Source organism: Pseudomonas sp. MF6776 (assembly GCF_016613125.1).
Classification (GTDB): Bacteria; Pseudomonadota; Gammaproteobacteria; order Pseudomonadales; family Pseudomonadaceae; genus Aquipseudomonas; species Aquipseudomonas iridis.
In genome coordinates this window covers 1-2,769 of sequence record NZ_JAENSQ010000082.1, presented here as the reverse complement: position 1 = coordinate 2,769, position 2,769 = coordinate 1, and the positions used below count along the sequence as shown (strand labels likewise).

The window sequence follows — 2,769 nt, the reverse complement described above, 5'->3', positions numbered from 1 at the left end:
CTGAGTCAGCTGCCGGTAATGCGTAGTCATCTGCGCTTGAATCCTTCGGTGTGAGAGCCTGGATTCTACCGGTGGCTGGCTCTCTGCCTCTCGTTTCAAGCGTTGCGCTTATTCTATGAATTCAGGTACGATTAATCGGCGCAAGAACTCCATGTCCAATACTGTTCCCTGGCCTGGAATGTCGCTTTTGATCTCAGGCCTTAGAATTAAAACTAGCTCATTAACGTCTAAACCAAATTCTGCCTTGGCATCTTCGACCGCATCAAAAAGCCGTGCAAGGATCAAATTCTCAACTCCGCTCGCACCAGATGCTCCTTGTACTTCTCCCGCAGCCCGTCATCGCAGCCGTAATGCACAATCTGCCTTAAATATGAGAGCAAATTACTGTAGGAAATGACCGAGTAAATGTCTTCCCCACCGTCATTAAGTACGTAGGAAATGGCTAGGTCGCCTTTCTCGATTTTTGCGATCAAAACGTAGGCATCTCGGTTCGTCAGCATCGGCAGATAGTCCGAAAGCAGCGCAGTCATGTAGTCGATGCGACCTCGAATTTCGGGGTTTTGGCGGCCTCGGGTGAGCTTAAAGATGTCAGTTGTGTGCAGAGTCATATGCCGATATCCATATCCAGCTTAATTTTGATGTACTTTTTGAGGTGTTTTCTCTCTTGATTTTTGATGTATCTATCGGCAAGTATGGTTACTACTCTCCTTAGAATTTCCCCTTTCAGCAGCATCCCCCTGCCGTCCGTAAGAACCCCATCGTCGTCAAAGTCCTCCTGAGAAATCCCGATTTTCATAGCGAGCTCAAAAGTCCTCAAGTCCATGGCAGCTCTAACATCTGCAATCGCCTCTATTAGATGATCGCTCATAAGCCCATGTCCTTTTCTAGCAGCCACTTCATGTGCTTTTGTAGGTGCTTTTTGGCCGGATTTCGCAGGTATTCATCGCATAATTCCTGCCTAATAACATCTTCCTGACTCAGTTCTTCGCTGATAAACGTCAGGGATAAGTACCTTTCCATTCCAAATTCAAGCTCATATTCAGCTAATAGGATATCCAGCTCCGTTAGCCTGAGTTCTGCTATGGTCATGAGCTTAGGCAGCTTCATGGATATTGATCCGGATAATGTCGCCAAGGCGGTCTTCATACTTCTTAAGCCATGTTTTCGACTCGTCTTTCCAATAAATTCTGCACAACGCAATGGTTAAATTTTCCCGCAATTCCCACGACTCCAGGATGAAACGCATGGCTTCTGAGTTTGTTTTTGCAGTGTGGTAGATGACAAAGTGATCCATCATCTCCAGCGCCGACATTCTCAGCTCGCGCTTGGCGTCTTGGTATGCTTCAAAGCACAGCCCGCTTTCACGCTGCTCGCCTGCACGAACGGCTTCAATGATTTTATGGCGCATGGCTAGATCCCAAGGTCTTTTTGAAGTCGCTGTCGCAAGTATCGACGCAGATATCTCTTGTCAGTCCTACGTCTGTACTCTTCCGAAAGCCGCTCGATCACATCTTCATATGTCTTTGCAGACTCAATCTCACCGAACTCGATAATGTAATGCTCGCACGCAGGCACCCATTCTTTGCTATATCCGCAGTCAAATCCTCGAAGAAACCGATCTTTGAAAAAATGGAACTCAATTTCTTCGTCAGCAATTTCTCCGCTGAAATAATACCCCGGCATATCTTCCATAAGAGCGCTCCAGTTTTAAATCTTGCCAGGCTTTGAGCACAAATCTTTTGAGATTTCACGTACGATCAATATTTGTACGAACCTGACCGGAGTTATTTACATGCCCATGTCTATTTCTATCTGCATGCGCCTGTACTTTTGCAGATACTCAACGTCAGGATTTTCGTTGGCAGCCTCGGCTAATTCGCGGACTTGTACTTCGAAAGTATCTCTAGTGAAAATCAGTTCTTCATCAACTCCGTGCGCATCGTGCTTGATAGAGAGTGCCGGGTAGTCGTCAAGAATATGGAGAATATCTAGGCCATAGATCAGAAAAGTGTGCTCGTCAGAAGCCCCAATCAGCACAAGTGAGTCAATAATTACCTGAACATTTATGTTGATAGACTCCCTGGCGCTCTTGCTTAAAATCAGCACATCTTCATAAAAGTTATCCGAAAAAATCACCTTAGCCATCTCAAACCCCCATATCATTTGAGAAATTGCGGACGTAGTAATGCCTTAGGTGACTCATATCTGGGTCTTTCAAGTAGCGTCGAGATAGCCTTTTTGCGATCAAACGAATTATTACGGGGACGTATCGGTTCTCGATTGCCAGGCTTTCGCTCTCAGATGAATCGAGGATCTGGACGCAAAGTGAGATTTGGGGATTAACGCTTGGGACTTGCTGGCTTACTGAGAGCAGCCTGTACGGCTTTAGAATGAAGCTGTGAAACGGGTGTGCCGCGAACGCGATGATGCGCATGAGCTCAAGATGTCCAAGGACTTCATGTGCGTCACTTAGAGATTCTGAGAGCCTGGAGAGGGTTGATTCTGGGAGTGGCATTTCTAGTGTCCGTTTTGGTACGCGGACGATCCATTATATGAACCTTTCTTGCCGTGTCTACAGGTTTTTGTGCTAAAACTGAACTAGAAGTTAGGGGTAGTTTGATTAGTTTTCGTCAGGGTATTGCATGGCGGTTGCAGGAGCTGAGTGCAACACGGTTATTGAATTGAAGCCGGAGCATCATGCCGCATTGCCATGGAGTTTTGCATGACCTCTCCCATCACCTCGATGGGGCATTTGAAGTCGAAGCGCTT

Annotated in this window: 6 protein-coding genes; all 6 read right to left on the bottom strand. The window is 46.4% G+C overall.

Features of this window, described 5'->3' with window-relative positions; genetic code table 11:
- Positions 1–281: 281 nt before the first annotated feature.
- A complete protein-coding gene (locus JJD74_RS30445) occupies positions 282–608 on the bottom strand; it encodes a hypothetical protein (protein ID WP_200618091.1) in 327 nt (108 codons plus the stop codon).
- A complete protein-coding gene (locus JJD74_RS30440; protein ID WP_200618090.1) occupies positions 605–868 on the bottom strand; it encodes a hypothetical protein in 264 nt (87 codons plus the stop codon). The genes JJD74_RS30445 and JJD74_RS30440 overlap by 4 nt, the downstream gene beginning before the upstream one ends.
- Positions 865–1,107 (bottom strand): hypothetical protein, encoded by a 243-nt coding sequence (locus JJD74_RS30435; RefSeq protein WP_200618088.1) that lies wholly within the window; start codon positions 1,105–1,107, stop codon positions 865–867. The genes JJD74_RS30440 and JJD74_RS30435 overlap by 4 nt, the downstream gene beginning before the upstream one ends.
- Entirely contained in the window at positions 1,094–1,408 is a 315-nt protein-coding gene (locus tag JJD74_RS30430) for a hypothetical protein (protein WP_200618086.1), read from the bottom strand. The genes JJD74_RS30435 and JJD74_RS30430 overlap by 14 nt, the downstream gene beginning before the upstream one ends.
- A 2-nt stretch (positions 1,409–1,410) precedes the next feature.
- Positions 1,411–1,692, bottom strand: coding sequence for a hypothetical protein (locus JJD74_RS30425; RefSeq protein ID WP_200618084.1), 282 nt, complete (start codon positions 1,690–1,692; stop codon positions 1,411–1,413).
- A gap of 96 nt (positions 1,693–1,788) precedes the next feature.
- The gene (locus JJD74_RS30420; RefSeq protein WP_200618082.1) at positions 1,789–2,145 is read right to left on the bottom strand and encodes a hypothetical protein; all 357 of its coding nucleotides are present in this window, start codon (positions 2,143–2,145) and stop codon (positions 1,789–1,791) included.
- Between the last annotated feature and the right edge of the window lie 624 nt (positions 2,146–2,769).